Raw genomic sequence first — 14,330 nt, 5'->3', positions numbered from 1 at the left:
AGCTCCGCTCTTGACGCCCGCGCCGGTGGCCTCACATACTGACGGCCAAATCGATTTGGCCAAATCGATTTGGCTCTCCGTCCAGGGCCTGATCGCTGCTTCACCCCGAGCGTGCTGTATGCCCGAACGGAGTCCATCGTGTCCAGTGCCCACCAGAGCCGGCCGCCGCAGGCCGGCGGTACCGACCAACCCGCGTCGCCCGGTCACGCCGAGCCCGCGCGCCCGGCCCACGGGTCCGCCGACCCTCCCACCGTGCCCCACCCCGGCGAGCCTCACCACCCCGCGGAGACAAACACCGGCAGCACCGGCTCCACAGCCGGAGACGGCGAACGGCCGCGCGTCCACCCCGTGGACGAGACGCGTCCTCTCCTGCGGATCCTGCTCTTCGGTGTCCAGCACGTCCTCGTGATGGCCGCCACGCCGATATCCGCGATCTTCCTGATGAGCGCCACCCTCGGGCTCGACCCCGGCCTCACCGTCGACCTGCTGTCGGCGGCCTTCGTCCTCTCCGGCATCGGCTCGCTCATCCAGTCGCTCGGCCCCTGGAAGTTCGGGCCGCGACTGCCGTTCATGATGCTGCCGGGCGGGGCCCCGCTGATCCTCTTCCTCGCGATCGCCGAACAGCACGGCCTGCGCACGGCCGGCGGTGCCGTGATCCTGACGGCGGCGTTCTGCTTCGTCGTGCTACCGGTGTTCTCCCGGCTGCTCAGGTTCTTCCCCGCCCTCGTCATCGGCACGATGATCGTCATCGTGGGCGTCAACCTGGTGAAAGTCGGCGCGGTCCTCGTCACCGGGCCCCCCGGCTCGCCGGGCTTCGCGGATCCGGGCAACCTCGGTCTCGGCATGGCGACGATCGGATTCACCGTCGCCTTCTACCTGCTCTTCACCGGCGTTCTGCGCCAACTGGCCGTGATGCTCGGCCTGCTGGCCGGCACCGCGCTCGCCGCGGTGACCGGCGCGATCGACCCCGGCCGTCTCGCCGACGGACAGTTGGTGAACCTTCCGCAGCTGATGCCCTTCGGCACGCCGCAGTTCAACCTCGTCGCCGCGCTGCCCCTGATGCTCTACAGCCTGGCCTCGATGGCCGAAGCCACGGGCCAGACCGTCATCAACGCCGAGGCCGTCGGCAAGAAGATCGACAAGCGCACCGACGTGCCGAAGACCGTCCGGGGCGACGCTCTCACCTCGCTCATGGGCGGCTTCGTCGGCCTGCCGCTCATGGTCACCAGCGGCGAGAACATCGGCATCGTGCGCGTCACCGGCGTCCGCAGCCGATTCGTCACCGCGGTGGCCGGGATCGTACTCGTCGTCATCGGACTCCTGGCGCCCGTCACCCGTGCGATCAGTGTGATTCCCTCCGCGGTCGTCGGCGGCACCGCCATGGTCGTCTTCGCCGTCATCACCGTGCTCGGCATTCAGATGCTCGGCCGCTCGGACCTCGACCGGCACACCAGCACCTTCGTCGTCGCCGTAGCGCTCGCCCTTGGGCTGCTGCCCATCCTGGTGCCCGGCGTCTACGGCGGGTTCCCGCCCAACGTCCGCATCCTCCTCGAAAGCGGCGTCGCCGTCGGCGCCTGCGTCGCGGCCGTCCTCAACGTCCTCTTCCACCACGTCAGGCCGGGCATCGCCACGCGGCTGACCTCCACTCGTACAGAAAGCGACCGATGAACCGAATCGACCGCGCCGCACTCGCCGCCCCCGGGCCGCTCCTGCTCGCGCCCGACACCGTCCTGCTGCCCGAAGGCCCGGTCGGCGGGTGGGCCGTACTGGTGGACGGCGGACTCTTCGAGGCCCTCGGACCGGTGGACGAACTCGAGGCCCGATACCCGGAGTCGCGGACCGTGCGGCTGCCCGGTCATGTGCTGATGCCGGGATTCGTCGACGCCCACCACCACCTCACCCAGAGCTTCGGCGCCGCGCTCGCCTTCGGTGAACCCTCGGAGATCTTCCGCCGGGTCTGGGTGCCGCTGGAAGGGGCGCTGGACGAGGAATCGGCCTACACGGCGGCCAAACTGGCGGCGCTCGAAGCCCTGCGCGGAGGGTTCACCACCGTCACCGACGCCGGAACGCGCGCCGACGTCGACGTGGACGTGGTCGCGTCGGCCGCGCGGGACGCGGGAATCCGCTGCGTACTCGGTCTCGTCTGCAACGACGCCGACGGGGGAGACGAAGCGGATCACCGGACCGTACTCGAGAACGCCGAGAAACACCTCGCCCGCTACGACGGCGATCCGCTCGTCCACCCCTCCCTCGCCGTCTCCATCCCCGAGGCGGCCACCGAGCGAACCCTGCACGACACCGCCCGCCTGGCCGCCGAGGCCGGGGCGGTCGTGCAGATCCACGTCAACGAACACCTGGCCGGCGTGGAGCGTTCCCTGGTACGCCACGGGCTGCGGCCCCTCGAACACCTGCACCGCGTCGGCGCCCTCGGCCCTCAGCTGCTCGCCGCGCACGCCACGCTCCTCACCCCACGCGAGCTGTCCCTCCTCGCCGACACCGGGGCCGCCGTCAGCTACAACCCGGTCGCCAGCGCGTGGAAGGGCAACGCGGTCGCGCCCGCGACCGACATGACCGAGCGCGGCATCCGCGTCGGGCTCGGTACCGACGGCACCCGGGGCGACGGTTTCCGTCTCACGGAGGCCGCCGAGTTCGCCCAGCGGCTGGCGTACGGCCTGGTCACCGGCGACTCGTCGTGCGGCGCCGGCTGGACCTGGCTGGAACACGCCACAGGCGGGGGAGCGGACGCCGTCGGGCTCGGCACCCGCACCGGTACCGTCGCACCGGGCAGGGCCGCCGACTTCCTCCTCGTCGACGTCGACACGCCCGAGCTCGCGCTCTCCTGGGACCTGCCGTGGGAACTCGTCCGGCGCGGCAACCGCGACCAGATCACCGCCGTCTTCGTCGCCGGCCGCCTACGCATGTGGCACGGCCGGCCCACCGACTGGGACGGTGAGGCGCTGGTGCGGCGCGCGACGGAACTGGCCCGCACCGCCGTCGCCGAGGCGGGCATCGTCCGGGTGCATCCCACCTCCACAGCGACACGGGCGCTACGCCGGCCACACGAGCGGAACGTGATCCGGTGAGCTGGCAGCCATTGATCGTCCTGGCCCTGACGGTGGCCGTCGCCGCGTTCGTCCAGGGCAGCAGCGGGCTCGGTTTCGCACTGATCGTCGCGCCCGTGGCCGGCATCCTCGCCCCGGGCCTGGTCCCGGTCTTCGTCCTGGCGTCGATGATCCCGCTCAACCTGTACGTCGCCTGGCGCGAACGGACCTCGCTCGACCTGCGCGGTGCGGGCTGGATCATCGGAGCCCGGCTCGCCGCCACCCCGGCCGGGCTGGCACTGCTCTGGCTGATCCCGGAGCGCAGCCTCGGCGTGTTCGTGGGCGTCGCGACCGTGCTCGCGGCCGTCGTGAGCCTGGCCGCGCCCGTGTTCACACCGGGCCGGGCCGCCTACGTCGGCGCGGGCGCGGTGACCGGGCTGACGGAGACGGCGACCGGCGTCGGCGGGCCACCGCTCGCCCTGGTGTACCAGCACCGGACGCCCGCCGAACTGCGCTCCACCGTCGCCGCCTGCTTCCTCGTCGGCGAGGTCGCCTCCCTGGCGCTGCTGTTCGCGGCCGGGAAGGCAGAGGTCTCGGAGCTCGGCTGGGCGGTCGCACTGCTGCCGGCGGTCGCGGTGGGCGCGTGGCTCAGCCGTCTGGTGCACCACCGTCTGGACGCCCGCAGGATGCGCCTGTGCGTGCTGGTGTTCGCCCTGGTCTCCGGGATCGTCCTGATGCTCGGATTCTGAACGGCGCCGGGCAGGCGTCAGGCCCGCGGAGCTCGTACCGACGAGGCCCGGGCGACCACCCGCGGCTCCGGGGACACCGCCACCGACGGCGTGGCGGTGTCCCCGCGCAGCCGCCCCAGCAGCAACTCCACCGCGTCGGACGCCGCCCGCTCCAGATGCAGGTCGACCGCGGTCAGGGGCGGTTCGCAGGTGCGGGCGCGCAGGCCGTCGTAGCGGGTGACGACCATGACGTCGTCCGGTACGGAACGCCCGCTGTCGCGGATCGCCCGGACCGCGCCCACGGCGAAGGCGTCGACCAGCGCGCACACCGCGTCGATGCCCGGATGCCCGGCGAGCAGCGCGGCGCAGGCCTCGTAACCCGCCTGCTCACCACCCGACTCGGCGACCCGTGCCACGACCGGCGTCCAGCCGTGCTCCCGCGCCATGCGCTCATAGGCGGCGAGCGCGTCGACGGACGAGTGCCGCGAACCGGAGCCCACGATCAGCGCCGGTCGAGTCGCGCCCTGCTCGTGCAGGTGCCGCAGCAGCAGCTCCGCCACCCGCCCGCCGCGCAGGTCCACGTACGGGACGTCCTCGTCGGGCGACATCGGCCTGCCGAGCGCCACGTACGGCAGGCCGCGCTCGCGCAACTGCGCCGCCGCCGCGTCCGCCGCGTCCGGTTCGACCACGATGGCCCCGTCGATGTCCACGGAGTACAGCGCCGACCCCGACTGCACGGGCGGAACGAGCACGAGGGCGAAGCCGTGCGACAGGGCACTCTCCGCGGCCGCGGCCGCCACCTCCATGTAGAACCCGAGCCGGGACGGTCCGCCCGCCACGGCGAACGGCATCGAGGACGCGAGCGCGATCGCCTTCGCCTGTCCGCGGCGCAGTCGCTGCGCCCGGAGATTGGGCCGGTACCCGAGCTCTGTCGCGGCCTGCCTGACGCGTTCCCGGGTCCGGGGGTCGACCTTGCCGAGTCCGTTGAGGGCGTGGGACACGGTCGTTCGTGACACCCCGGCGACGCGAGCTACGTCGGCGATCGTCGGCTGTTTCGGACCGGGAGCGGAAGCGGCCATCCGCGCGGACTCTCCTCGCTGGCGGGAAAGAGTGGACTCGACCATCTTCCCCGACCGGACCCCACAGGCGCGCACCGGCCGGGGACAGGACTCCCGAGCCGCCCGACGCCGCAGTCCTCCGCCGCTGACCGGGCAGCCCGGACCGGGAGCGTGCGGAGCCTCCCAGACGGCTGCTTTCGAGGACGCGGACGGCCTGCCGGGGAGTCCTGATCGAGGTGGACTGCGGCCGACATGGCCAAGGCCCCTGTCATCCAGTCGCCCGCGAAGCGGCCGGCCGATGGCGCCACCCCGTACGCTTTCACCGCGCGCACTCGCGCACCCCGGCCTGCCACCGGAAGTCGTGACGCGGTTCGCGATTGACGAGGCCTCACGCCGAAAGAGCGGCGCCGGCGGGGCGGGTGGCTCATGTCGTCGGAGAGCTGCGGAAAGGGCAGACAATGTTCAGAATACGACCGGCAGTTCTCGCCCCCTTGATCATTGTCCCTGCCCTGACCATGGTCGTTCTGATCGTGGACGGTACGGCGTTCGAGCCCACCTCTCCCGTCCACCCCTCCAACCCATGCCCTGCGTCCGCCGCATCCAAGAAGGGCGTGTACCCCACGGTCTACACCGAGGACGCGAAGCCCTACGCCGGGACGGGTCCGCACACAGTGGAACTCCGCTTTCACCTGGACCACAAGAGCCTCCCCGCTCGCTGGTCCCCGCCCGACAACAAGCCGCACACCGCTCAGTTGATCCTTTGCGAGTACGTGGAAGAAACCGGTCTCACGGACACTCAATGCGACTACCGCGGCCATGACCAGGTATGGCTGATGCAAGCCCGCGCCACCTACCTGCTGCTCGAAGCGAAGACCTCCGAACTGATCACCAGCTTCAAGGTCGACGGGGCCACCACCTGCCCAGCCGTGCTCTCCTACGACCCCGACGGGCCCCGCCCGACCCACGTCCGCGCGGCCATGGACGAGGCCGAGATCATCCGGAATCTGCGCCCCTACGTCGAAGGAGAACGGAAGCGGGAGTGAAGGGCCGATCATGCTGTGGGCCCGAGCCAGGAGGGCATCGGGTCGGTGGCGGCACCGAGCGCCGCGGCGGCGGGGTACAGGAGCGCGGACAGGGAAGCGCCTCCCCGGCTCTGACCGGGGAGGCGCTCCTCGGGCTCGGCCACATGCGGCCGGACGGCTCGGGTCAGGCCCGTTGCAGTCTCCAGATCTGAGGCTGCAGACCATTGCACGTCCACTGCTGGACGTTGCCGCCAGGTTCCCGCGAGCCCTCCGCCACGTCCAGGCACTGGCCGCTGGAGCGGGCGATCAGCCGGTAGTAACCCCGGCCCACGTTCTCCAGCCTCCAGTCCTGCGCGGAGGAGCCGTTGCAGTACCACTGCCGGACGTTCGTACCCGGCACCGCTGAGCCGTTCTCCACGTCCAGGCAGTGACCGCTGTTGCGGCCGGTCAGCGTGAAGTGGCCGCCGTCACGGGCGCGCAGTCTCCAGTCCTGCGGGCTCATGCCGTTGCAGGTCCACTGCTGGACGTTCCCGCCGGCGGAGCGGGAGTCGCCGGCAACGTCGAGGCAGTGCCCGCTGTTGGCGTTCACCAGTCGGTAGAGCGCGCCGTCGACGATTCCGGCCGCGTCTTTGCTGCCGGTGAGGCCGCCGGTCCCGTAGTAGGCCCGGCACGTCGTGCCGTCGAAGTCGGTGGCGATCTGGAGGACCCGGCGGCCGTCGGCCGACGGAAGCAGCGGCGAGCTGTAGTTCTGGCAGTAGTTCACTTCCGGGTTCGGCACCGCCACCGGTGACTCGATCTCGTACCACGGGCCGCTGCCGTTCTCCGTGTTGACGAGGATCGTCCGGCCGCTGTCCGCCGCCGGAGTGCCGTCGCGGTTGAGTAGCCGTTGCCCGATCAGCAGCAGCCGTCCGTTCGGAGCGCCGTCCGGGGCCGGCGCCCAGGCGATGGTCGGTGCGGCGCGGAAGTACTTGCCGTCGACGGTCTCCGGGCGGAACCCGAGCGACGCGGGATCCCCCCAGTCCCAGCCGTCGGCGGAGGTCCGGAAGTGCACCACGCATTGGTACTGGCCGCCGGGGTTGCAGATCTCGTAGCTCATGAAGTACGTGCCGTTCGGCAGCTTCCGCACCACCGGCATACCGGGACGGTCGGCCGACCAGCCACTCGCCACGGTGTTGCGGTGTCCCTCCCAGTGCACTCCGTCGTAGCTGCGCGCCGCGACGAGTTTCTGGCTGTGTCCGGGGTCCGTCTCATCGGCGTAGTGGCAGACCAGCGCGCCGTCCTCGGCCACCGAGAACTCCGGTTCCCACAGGCCGCCCGTGCCGTTCGCGACGGCGCACGAGGACAGGTAGGACCAGGTGCGTCCCACGTCGTCGCTGCGCCAGACCCGCAGCGCCATCCGCCGGTCCTGTTCGTCCTGGCCGGCGGAGGAGGCCCAGAGCAGGGTGCCGGCCGGCATCGAACCCACTTGCCGCGGCAGCTCGAACAGCGTGGCGCAGCAGAGCCCTTGGCCCGCGGCGGACTCGGGATCGGACACCCTGCCCACCTCGCGGAAGGACGCCCCGGAATCGGTGCTCTCGTGAATGGCGCCGACGCCGTTGTCGCCGTCGAAGGTGACGACACTGGCAAGGACGCGTCCGTTCGCCGTACCGCTGTGTGCGAGCCGGATGGCACGCGGGTACAGCCCCGTACCGTCGCGCAACGGTGTGCCCGTGGCCGCGGGGGAGAGGTTGTCGGAGTTCGCGGCGGTGGCCGGTGGAGCGCTCGCAGCTGCCGGCACGGTGAGCCCCAGGGTCAACAGGCCGGTCAGGGCCAGAAGAAGTACGACTCGTGCGCGTGAGCCCCCTCGACGTCTGAGGGAGTGTGACAGGCGGAGGAACATCACGGTCTTCCTTCCTGCGGGAACGAATCCGCGCCAGGCTAGAGCGGCAGTACATCGATGTAAATGGGGTGGGAGTACATCGATGTAAACCGCTCGTCGAGCACGACACGATGACCGGCGGCGACTGGAGGGAGGCCGGGTCCCGCTGGAGCACCGGACGGTGGTCGAGCGCGCCTGGGGCGCAGCGGCTGTCGGGTCATGAGGAATGTGAGGACGTGTGCGATGAGTTTCGGTGTCTTCGGCTGTCTGTAAGGAGAAAGCCGAAAACAGAAAGCAGAAACTGAAAGCGTCTCGATCCATGACGGGAGTAGGAAGCGGGTGGATTCCATGGACGTCGCGCGCGTGCTGATGGTCGCGCCGGTCGGGGACGTCGACGAAGCGGTGGCTTGGTACGAACGGCTGCTGAGCCGTCCGGCGGACACTCGTCCCATGCCGTCGTTGGCCGATTGGCACCTCACCTCGGGCGGCTGGCTTCAGGTCTTCGAGGCCCCCGAGCGGGCCGGCTCGAGCCTGCTGAACCTGGAGGTGCCCGATCTGGACGCGGCTCTGGCCGGACTCGTGGAGCGCGGTCTGACAGCGGGGCCGGTACAGACCGGCGGGGAGCGAACCCGCTTCGCTGCGCTCGACGACCCCGACGGCAATCGGATCACCTTGTTGGAGAACCCGGTGGTCTGACCGGGCAGGCCCCCCCCGCCCTGTTCCACCGCCAGGCGCTGCCACCGCCGGCGCCTGTCCGCCCTGAGCGCCGCCGGGCCGGGCTACGTAGCCTTGAACACAGGAAGAGGAAAAGGAGCTCTGGCATGACGCCGAAGCAGCCCACGACCGAACTCGACGCCCGCTACAGCGCCGCGCTCAACCCGCGCCCCGGCGCGGAAAGCGTCACCGCCACCGACTGGGCCGAGGCCCAGCGCCGGCTGCGGGCCGCCGAGGTCTTCTGGATCACCACCGTCCGGCCGGACGGCCGACTGCACGTCACGCCACTGATCGCCGCCTGGCACGACGGGGCGCTGCACTTCAGCACCGGGCCGGGGGAGCAGAAGGCGAAGAACCTGGCAGGCAACGCCAACTGCGTCCTCACCACAGGGCACAATTCACTCACCGAAGGCCTCGACATCGTGGTCGAGGGCACGGCGGAGCGGGTGACGGACCCGGCACGGCAGGACGAGGTCATTGCCGCGTTCGAGGCGCAGTACGGGGATCACATCGTCTCGCCGGAGGGTACCTTCTACGGCTTCGGCGACAGCATCCGCAAGGGCAACGACCTGCTGTTCGCGGTGGCACCCGGCACGGCGTACGGCTTCGGGCACGACGGCCAGGTGTTCAGCCACACCCGCTACACCTTCACTGACCTCGACAGCAGTCGTTGATCATGCGTACCTCGATGGCGTAGACGGCGCCGCGGGCGGCGTGCAGTCGTTCCTGTCCGGCCGGGGTGAGGTGCACGGGCAGGACGCGGCCGTGTTCGGCGGACACGGCCGGGTAATCAGGTCGGCCTCCTTGAGGCCGCGCAGGACGACGTTGGCGGACTGCCGGGGCACGACGAGTCCGGTCGGAGGAGTGGGCGGCCGCCCCCCTCGTTGTCCCGGACACGGGCACGGTGGTGCTCTGACCTGCCCGGACAGCCCAGCGCTGTCCGGGACAACCCGTAGTTGTTGCTCGTGTTCTCCGATGACGCCAGCCTCGGTGACGGTCGCGGGGCGAAAGGACGTGGTGAGGGGGAGATCGCGCCCCGGAGCCCCGCGGCTCAAGGACTGTGGACGCTCGGCGCGTTCGCACGCCGCCCACGGGTACCGACGGCGTCGCGGCCCGCGCCTGGGTGAGCTGTCTCCGCACGCGGCACGGGATGCCGCCGGTTTCGTCGAGTCGATGAAGCAGCTCAAGCAGCTGTCGGGGCTGACGTACCGCGAACTGGAGGAGCAGGCAGCCCGCAACGGCGAGGTGCTCGCGCGCAGCACGCTGGCCGACGTTCTCAGGCGCCCCGGCCTGCCGCGGCCGGACGTCCTGGCCGTGTTCGTACGGGCCTGCGGGGACGGGCATCGGGTCGGCGACTGGCTGGACGCCAGGGAGCGAATCGCCGAAGCGAAGCCAGAGCCGCGCCCACCCGCCGCCACCTCCACCTCCGCATCCCCATCCGCGACCGCGCGGGCGGCTGCGGCGGACGGGGAATCCGCGCCCCCGCGACGGCGACAGGACCGCAGGCCCCTGATCGCGCTCGCGTCCGTGCTCGTGGCTGTCCTGCTCGCCGTGGGACTCTGGACCCTCCTGCCCGCCGGTTCCGGTGACTCCGGCGGGCGGGGCGAGCCGGCGGTGGCGGCCAACGACCTGCCTGCCCCCATCGACGGGTGGGTCACCATCCGCCCCGCCCACGAGACCGACCTGTGCCTCACGGACGGACGGGACCGCGACGGCGCCTACGACAGCGCGGTGGCTGTGCAAGTCCCCTGCGCCCTGGCTCCCGTACCGCGCACCTACCTCGAACCGGCCGGTGAGGGCCTGTACCGCATCCAGTGGCACCACCCCCAGGAGGGCAAGGGCTGCCTGACCGTCATGGGTGGTGGACCCGTCAAGGGCATGATCGAGCCGCGCGACGACTGCACCCGGGCGACCCTGTTCCGTCTGGAACCCGCCCCAGCCGGCTCCACCGGCTTCCGGTTCCGGCAACCGCAGAGCGGCCAGTGCGTCGGCACCGCCGACCGCACCACCGCAGAGGGAGCCGAGGCCCTTCAGGAACCCTGCGCGGACACTCCCGACCAGTACTTCGTCGTTCGGGCGGGCTGAGCGGTCGGTTGTGCAGCGAGCGGTAGGCGGCGACCGCCCGGAGCTCGACACCGCCCTCCCATGTTGTCTGCTTGGCTCAAGGTCTCAAATCCTCGCCGCAATAGGCGTGTTCGTGTCCAGTGAGGGCAGCCGAGTCTGCAGGCCGGCCTCACTGAATGACGGGCCGGTAGTCGTTGAGGAGATGGGGATCTGTATGCGCAGCAGGGGGATGAAGGTCGGCGCGATCGCGGTCGCCGCGGTCATGGGGAGCGTTGTTCTTGCGGGGTGCGGGGACGACAGTGAGCCGAAGACCCAAGGGGGCGGTGCGTCGGCGAGCGCGAGCAACAGCGGCGGCGGCAGCGGTCAGGAGCAGGGCACGTCGGCGGTGCGTGCGGCCTATGACAAGACGGCTGAAGCAGAGTCGGCACGGATGACGATCAAGATGAAGCTTGCCGCGGAGGGCAAGACGATCACTTCCGACGGCAAGGGTGTCATCGACCTGGCCGAGGGCGACAGCGTCATGACCATCACGGCGCAGGACAAGAGCATCGAGCAGCGGGTGGTCGACCAGGTCCTGTACCAGAAGGTTCCCGGCCAGAAGGCTCCGGGCGGCAAGCCCTGGATCAAGATCGACCTGAAGAAGGTCGCCGCGCAGCAGGGCATGAGCAACCAGCAGATCGGCGACCCGGCCCAGACCGCCGCCTACGCCAAGGCGATCACCGACAAGGACGTCACCAAGGTCGGCACCGAGAAGATCGACGGAGCCAGCACCACGCACTACAAGGTCTCCGTGGACGTCTCGAAGCTGCCGGGCGGCGAGCAGATGAGCAAGCAGCTCGGCCCGACGCTGCCGATGCAGGTCTGGCTCGACGACGAGGGCCGACTGCGCCGCCAGCAGATCGACATGACCGTCAAGGCCCCGGCCTCCGCCTCCGCCAAGCCGGACAACAGCGCGTCCCCCCGGCAGCTCAAGATGAGCACGGTGATGGACTTCTCGGACTTCGGCACCGAGGTCAACGCCGAGGCCCCGCCGGCCGACCAGGTTGCCGACATGACCGACGAGGCGCTTCAGGGCGGCCAGCAGCAGAGCTGACTGGCACTACTTGGCGAGTGGCGCAGGATCCTCTCGCCGCGATCCTGGTTGCTCGGGACGGGAGTCGCTTGAACGCTGGTCATGCCCGTCGCGGGGGGAGGGAGCAGACCGGGGCGATGCACGCGTGCAGCCGGCGTCGGCTCTGTAATGCCGACGCCGGCGTTTCTCTTCTGCGTGGCTGCGAGTTCTTGTGTGATGTGATCGTGACGAGGCTGTCGGTGCCGTTGGCGGTGGTGGCAGGATGGGCGGTATGGATGTACGCCACAGGAACAATGTCGTAGTGACCGGCCGTGCGGATGGCCCGGTGGTGGTGCTGGCGCACGGATTCGGATGCGACCAGAACATGTGGCGTCTGACCGTGCCGGCCCTGGCCGATCGCTACCGGGTCGTGCTGTTCGACTACGTCGGTTCGGGCAAGTCCGACCTGTCGGCGTGGAGCGAGGAGCGGTATTCGACTCTCGCGGGCTATGCCCAGGACGTGGTCGACATCTGCGAGGAGCTGGACCTGCGGCAGGTGACGTTCGTGGGGCATTCGGTCAGTGCGATGATCGGCATGCTGGCTGCGCGGGCGGCGCCGGAGCGGATCGGGTCGTTGGTGATGGTGGCGCCCTCTCCCTGCTACATCGATTCCGACGGCTACCGGGGCGGTTTCAGCGCGGAGGACATCGACGAGCTGTTGGCGTCGCTGGAGTCCAACTACCTGGGCTGGTCCGCGGCGATGGCTCCGGTGATCATGGGGAATCCGGAGCGGCCGGAACTGGGGGAGGAGCTGGCGAACAGTTTCTGCGCCACCGACCCCGACATCGCCCGCGTCTTCGCCCGCACCACGTTCCTCACGGACTCCCGAGACGATCTGGCGTCCGTGTCCGTTCGGACCCTGATCCTCGAGTGCTCCAACGACGCCATCGCGCCCCGCGAGGTCGGTGCCTACGTGCATGCCCGGATCGCGGGTTCCACGTTGGTGACGCTGCCGGCCACGGGGCACTGCCCGCAGCTGTCCGCGCCGCAGGCCACCAGTGCCGCGATCCTGCACTTTCTGGAGCCCTCGCAGTGATGTGCCGCACCGGCGAGGACCCGGAACCTGCCGAGGCGGGAGACGAGGCATCCACGGATGCGGCGTTTTCCGCGCTGCTGGAGGACAGCGCCGAGGAGCTCTACGAGTCGGCGCCCTGCGGGTACCTGTCGTCGCTGATGGACGGCACCATCGCCAAGATCAACGCCACGTTGCTGGGCTGGCTCGGTCTGGAACGCGAGGCCGTGGTGGGCCGCATGCGGTTCGCCGACCTGCTCACCGTCGGAGGCAAGCTCTACCACGAGACGCACTTCGCGCCGCTCTTGCAGATGAAGGGCGAGATCAGCGGCATCGCCCTGGAGATCAAGACCGCCGGTGGTGGCCGGTTGCCGGTCCTGGTGTCCTCGGTCGTCAAACACAGCAGTGAGAATGAGCCGCTGCTCATCCGCACCACCGTCTTCGACGCCTCCGACCGGCGCTCCTACGAGCAGGAACTGCTGCGCCGTAAGCAGGAAGCCGAAGAGGCCCGCCGCCAGGCCGAAGAGGCCCGCAAGCAGGCGGAAGCCGACCGCGCCCGGCTGCAGGAGGCCCTCGCGGTGCTCCAGCAGTCGCTGCTGCCCGCTTCACTGCCGACAGTGCCCGGTGTCGAGACGGCCGTGTACTACCACACCGCATCCCCGGACCAGCTCGGCGGCGACTTCTACGACCTGTTCCCCCTTGACGGCGAACGTTGGGCGTTCTTCCTCGGCGACGTGTGCGGCAAGGGCCCCCAAGCCGCCGCCGTCACCTCCCTGACCCGGTACACCCTGCGCACCGCCGCCCTGCACGACGCCGACCCCGCCACCGCGCTCGCCACCTTGAACACCGTGCTGTACGAGCGCTACTCCGGTGGCGATCCCCGCTACTGCACCGCCATCTTCGGTGTCCTCGAACCCGATCCCGGCAGAGGTCAGACCCGTGTGCGCCTGGCCTCCGGCGGCCACCCGTCCGCTCTCATCGCCCGCGCCGACGGCACAGCCGATTTCCTCCCCACCCCCGGCGGTTTCCTCGTCGGCGCTTTGTCTCACGCCCGTTTCACCCCGGCCACCACCGTCCTCGGCCGCGGGGACACCCTGCTGCTGTACACCGACGGACTCACCGAAGCCCGCACCGGACCCGACCGCACCAGCCTGTACGGGGAGGAGGCGCTGCGCGCCTTCGTCGCCCAGCATGCCGGCGCCCCGCCGAAGAAGATGATGGAAGCGCTGACAGGCTTGCTGGACAGTCTGAGCGAGGGCGTCGACGACGACACCGCGCTCCTTGCTCTCGGCGTCCCTTCCCACCCGTCCGTACTCCGCCCGGCAACGAATCACCTGAGATGAACCCGCTGCATATCACTACCCGAGACGCCACCACAGGACCCGTCCTCGAAGTCATCGGCGATCTCGAATACGCCACCGCACATCAACTGCGCGAACACGTCAGCGCCCTCATCCTGCGACCGGGCCAGCGCCTGGTCCTTGATCTGGGACGTCTGGATTTCTGCGACTCCAGCGGCATCACCGCCTTGATCGCCGCCCACAACCGCGCCACCGCCGCCGAGGCCGAGCTCGCCCTGGCCGCAGTCCCCGACAACACCTTGCGCATCCTGCGCATCGTCGGCCTCGACCAGGTCTTCCCCTTCTTCGCCGACACCGATACGGCAACCACCACCACCTGATCCACTGCCCTGGCGGTTCTGGCACCCGACGCAGGCCGACC

14 protein-coding genes are annotated in these 14,330 nt (G+C 70.3%); 11 read left to right on the top strand and 3 right to left on the bottom strand.

Annotated elements, in window-relative coordinates; all coding sequences use genetic code 11:
- The first annotated feature begins 408 nt into the window (after positions 1-408).
- From RI578_RS01695 to RI578_RS01685, 3 genes are read left to right on the top strand one after another with little or no spacing between them, the layout of a single operon-like run.
- Positions 409-1,668 (top strand): uracil-xanthine permease family protein, encoded by a 1,260-nt coding sequence (locus RI578_RS01695; RefSeq protein WP_399063000.1) that lies wholly within the window; start codon positions 409-411, stop codon positions 1,666-1,668.
- On the top strand, positions 1,665-3,083 hold the full coding sequence (locus tag RI578_RS01690) for an amidohydrolase family protein (RefSeq protein ID WP_310869330.1): 1,419 nt from the start codon (positions 1,665-1,667) through the stop codon (positions 3,081-3,083). The genes RI578_RS01695 and RI578_RS01690 overlap by 4 nt, the downstream gene beginning before the upstream one ends.
- On the top strand, positions 3,080-3,790 hold the full coding sequence (locus RI578_RS01685) for a sulfite exporter TauE/SafE family protein (RefSeq protein WP_310869329.1): 711 nt from the start codon (positions 3,080-3,082) through the stop codon (positions 3,788-3,790). Before RI578_RS01690 ends, RI578_RS01685 begins: the two co-directional genes overlap by 4 nt.
- 17 nt (positions 3,791-3,807) lie before the next feature.
- Here RI578_RS01685 and RI578_RS01680 read toward each other — a convergent pair whose 3' ends face one another.
- The gene (locus RI578_RS01680; protein ID WP_310869328.1) at positions 3,808-4,848 is read right to left on the bottom strand and encodes a substrate-binding domain-containing protein; all 1,041 of its coding nucleotides are present in this window, start codon (positions 4,846-4,848) and stop codon (positions 3,808-3,810) included.
- A 494-nt stretch (positions 4,849-5,342) separates the two neighbouring features.
- Here RI578_RS01680 and RI578_RS01675 point away from each other — a divergent pair, with 494 nt between their 5' ends.
- Positions 5,343-5,870: a hypothetical protein gene (locus RI578_RS01675; RefSeq protein ID WP_310869327.1), complete on the top strand. Its 528-nt coding sequence runs from the start codon at positions 5,343-5,345 to the stop codon at positions 5,868-5,870.
- A 163-nt stretch (positions 5,871-6,033) separates the two neighbouring features.
- Here the strand turns inward: RI578_RS01675 and RI578_RS01670 are convergent, their stop codons facing one another.
- Positions 6,034-7,728 carry an RICIN domain-containing protein gene (locus tag RI578_RS01670; RefSeq protein ID WP_310869326.1) on the bottom strand — a complete coding sequence of 565 codons (1,695 nt, stop codon included), beginning with the start codon at positions 7,726-7,728 and terminating at the stop codon, positions 6,034-6,036.
- A 327-nt stretch (positions 7,729-8,055) separates the two neighbouring features.
- Here RI578_RS01670 and RI578_RS01665 point away from each other — a divergent pair, with 327 nt between their 5' ends.
- Entirely contained in the window at positions 8,056-8,403 is a 348-nt protein-coding gene (locus RI578_RS01665) for a VOC family protein (protein WP_310869325.1), read from the top strand.
- A gap of 125 nt (positions 8,404-8,528) precedes the next feature.
- Complete coding sequence (locus RI578_RS01660; RefSeq protein WP_310869324.1) at positions 8,529-9,095, top strand: pyridoxamine 5'-phosphate oxidase family protein; 567 nt, start codon at positions 8,529-8,531, stop codon at positions 9,093-9,095.
- On the opposite strand, the gene RI578_RS42665 is transcribed toward RI578_RS01660, so the two are convergent.
- Positions 9,070-9,201, bottom strand: coding sequence for a hypothetical protein (locus RI578_RS42665; protein WP_399059258.1), 132 nt, complete (start codon positions 9,199-9,201; stop codon positions 9,070-9,072). The genes RI578_RS01660 and RI578_RS42665 overlap by 26 nt on opposite strands.
- 393 nt (positions 9,202-9,594) lie before the next feature.
- Here RI578_RS42665 and RI578_RS01650 point away from each other — a divergent pair, with 393 nt between their 5' ends.
- The 5 genes from RI578_RS01650 to RI578_RS01630 all read left to right on the top strand — a co-directional run bounded on the left by RI578_RS01650 (position 9,595) and on the right by RI578_RS01630 (position 14,289).
- Positions 9,595-10,506 carry an XRE family transcriptional regulator gene (locus tag RI578_RS01650; RefSeq protein ID WP_310869323.1) on the top strand — a complete coding sequence of 304 codons (912 nt, stop codon included), beginning with the start codon at positions 9,595-9,597 and terminating at the stop codon, positions 10,504-10,506.
- Between the two features lie 193 nt (positions 10,507-10,699).
- A complete protein-coding gene (locus RI578_RS01645; protein WP_310869322.1) occupies positions 10,700-11,578 on the top strand; it encodes a hypothetical protein in 879 nt (292 codons plus the stop codon).
- A gap of 250 nt (positions 11,579-11,828) precedes the next feature.
- Positions 11,829-12,632, top strand: coding sequence for an alpha/beta hydrolase (locus RI578_RS01640; RefSeq protein WP_310869321.1), 804 nt, complete (start codon positions 11,829-11,831; stop codon positions 12,630-12,632).
- On the top strand, positions 12,632-13,951 hold the full coding sequence (locus RI578_RS01635) for a SpoIIE family protein phosphatase (protein ID WP_310869320.1): 1,320 nt from the start codon (positions 12,632-12,634) through the stop codon (positions 13,949-13,951). Before RI578_RS01640 ends, RI578_RS01635 begins: the two co-directional genes overlap by 1 nt.
- On the top strand, positions 13,948-14,289 hold the full coding sequence (locus RI578_RS01630) for an STAS domain-containing protein (RefSeq protein WP_310869319.1): 342 nt from the start codon (positions 13,948-13,950) through the stop codon (positions 14,287-14,289). Before RI578_RS01635 ends, RI578_RS01630 begins: the two co-directional genes overlap by 4 nt.
- The last annotated feature ends 41 nt before the right edge of the window (positions 14,290-14,330 follow it).

It is taken from the genome of Streptomyces sp. BB1-1-1, from assembly GCF_031597775.1.
Lineage (GTDB): Bacteria > Actinomycetota > Actinomycetes > Streptomycetales > Streptomycetaceae > Streptomyces > Streptomyces thinghirensis.
Note: the sequence above shows the minus strand (reverse complement) of the source record. Positions and strands in the feature narration are given on the sequence as shown.

What these genes read in the sequence shown, in the direction of transcription:
- RI578_RS01695 (WP_399063000.1), top strand. Translation starts at nt 409, where the DNA reads ATGGCCGCCACGCCGATATCCGCGATCTTCCTGATGAGCGCCACCCTC.
- RI578_RS01690 (WP_310869330.1), top strand. Translation starts at nt 1,665, where the DNA reads ATGAACCGAATCGACCGCGCCGCACTCGCCGCCCCCGGGCCGCTCCTG.
- RI578_RS01680 (WP_310869328.1), bottom strand. Translation starts at nt 4,848, where the DNA reads ATGGCCGCTTCCGCTCCCGGTCCGAAACAGCCGACGATCGCCGACGTA.
- RI578_RS01675 (WP_310869327.1), top strand. Translation starts at nt 5,343, where the DNA reads ATGGTCGTTCTGATCGTGGACGGTACGGCGTTCGAGCCCACCTCTCCC.
- RI578_RS01670 (WP_310869326.1), bottom strand. Translation starts at nt 7,728, where the DNA reads ATGTTCCTCCGCCTGTCACACTCCCTCAGACGTCGAGGGGGCTCACGC.
- RI578_RS01665 (WP_310869325.1), top strand. Translation starts at nt 8,056, where the DNA reads ATGGACGTCGCGCGCGTGCTGATGGTCGCGCCGGTCGGGGACGTCGAC.
- RI578_RS01660 (WP_310869324.1), top strand. Translation starts at nt 8,529, where the DNA reads ATGACGCCGAAGCAGCCCACGACCGAACTCGACGCCCGCTACAGCGCC.
- RI578_RS01650 (WP_310869323.1), top strand. Translation starts at nt 9,595, where the DNA reads ATGAAGCAGCTCAAGCAGCTGTCGGGGCTGACGTACCGCGAACTGGAG.
- RI578_RS01645 (WP_310869322.1), top strand. Translation starts at nt 10,700, where the DNA reads ATGCGCAGCAGGGGGATGAAGGTCGGCGCGATCGCGGTCGCCGCGGTC.
- RI578_RS01640 (WP_310869321.1), top strand. Translation starts at nt 11,829, where the DNA reads ATGGATGTACGCCACAGGAACAATGTCGTAGTGACCGGCCGTGCGGAT.
- RI578_RS01635 (WP_310869320.1), top strand. Translation starts at nt 12,632, where the DNA reads ATGTGCCGCACCGGCGAGGACCCGGAACCTGCCGAGGCGGGAGACGAG.
- RI578_RS01630 (WP_310869319.1), top strand. Translation starts at nt 13,948, where the DNA reads ATGAACCCGCTGCATATCACTACCCGAGACGCCACCACAGGACCCGTC.